We start from the raw sequence: 1,340 nt of genomic DNA, 5'->3' as shown, positions 1-1,340 counted from the left end.
TAAATGTTGGGAATTAGTTTATGCTTTGATGCGTTTAAGTCGTCATAAGCTCGATAATTATTTACGAGGTATGAGAGCTATGAAGCTTATACAGTCTACTTTTTAGCTCTCATGTCGCCCCCCCAGGGAAAAACCAGAAGAATTGAAACTGGGAGGCCAGCGCAAAACTATCACCATACTAACTTCTGATTTAAGAGGATTTACAGCGCTATCCGAACGATTGCTTCCGGAAGAAGTGCTTCAAATTCTCAACCTCTATCTGAAACATATGTCAGAGGTAATTACTAAATACCAAGGAACCATTGATAAGTTCATGGGTGATGGAATTTTGGTTTTATTTGGTGCTCCCACGGCCAGAGAAGACGATACAAAACGGGCAGTTGCTTGTGCTGTGGCGATGCAATTGGCAATGGTTCCTGTCAACGAAACGATGCATGCCTGGGGCTATCCACCTCTAGAAATGGGTATTGGTATCAACACAGGTGATGTTGTGGTGGGCAATATTGGCTGGGAAAAACGCACCGATTACAGTGTAGTGGGTAGCCAAGTAAACTTAACCTATCGTATTGAATCCTATAGCATAGGTGGTCAAATTTTGATTTCACAATCCACCTTTGAACAGGTTAATTCAATCGTGATAATTCACGGGGACAAACAGGTACAACCAAAAGGGGTTAAACAGCCAATTACTATCTATAACGTTGTGGGTATTGGTGATGACTACAATCTCTTTATACCTCAAGAAGACGAGAATTTTTTTACCCTTCCTAAAACCATCCCACTCACCTACAAAATTTTGGAAGAAAAGCATATCGGCAAAAATCTTTTTCTTGGAAGTTTAGTTCAGCTTTAAGCTAAGGGATCGAAAGTGCGTTCCTATGAGATAATAAGAGAGTATTTACCGGTAGAGCTAAGTAATATAAGCCTGAATATATTAAATCAATATCAAGCAGAATATAGTGATGATATCTATGCTAAAGTTACGTCACTTGAAACATAAAATCTAGGGTTTTATATCCGTTTTACATCCCAACCTCCAGAGGTAAAGAAAAGGCTTGATGCTCTATACAAGTCGATAAATGATAGAAGTGAATATAAGCTGACGGGGTGACGAAACAGGCTGAAATGCTTGCTATGTAAAGCTAGTAGCATTTTGTGGTAAAAAAAAGTAGGTCTCTAAATTTGCAACAAGACCTACGTATTGACAATGTTACCAACATTCTACCAAAACCACCTAAAAAGTCAATTAAGTCTAGCCGATTATATTTTTTTAAAAATCCTGATTAATCTTTTACAATTAATCAAGAAAGTCAGTTTGGAAAAGTTAGCAAATGCTCTCC

Annotated in this window: 1 protein-coding gene and 2 pseudogenes; all 3 read left to right on the top strand. The window is 38.1% G+C overall.

Translation table 11 applies throughout. The features are described from left to right. A pseudogene (locus F6K51_RS37440) lies at window positions 1-126 on the top strand (IS4 family transposase); the annotation flags it as partial. A 16-nt stretch (window positions 127-142) separates the two neighbouring features. Then, complete coding sequence (locus F6K51_RS37435) at window positions 143-853, top strand: adenylate/guanylate cyclase domain-containing protein (protein ID WP_365940666.1); 711 nt, start codon at window positions 143-145, stop codon at window positions 851-853. 354 nt (window positions 854-1,207) lie between these two features. Beyond that, window positions 1,208-1,340, top strand: a pseudogene (locus F6K51_RS37430) (IS4 family transposase); the annotation flags it as partial.

It is taken from the genome of Moorena sp. SIO3I8, from assembly GCF_010692325.1.
GTDB lineage: Bacteria > Cyanobacteriota > Cyanobacteriia > Cyanobacteriales > Coleofasciculaceae > Moorena.
The sequence above is the reverse complement of the archived record's forward strand: the minus strand, read 5'-3'. Positions and strand labels throughout refer to the sequence as shown.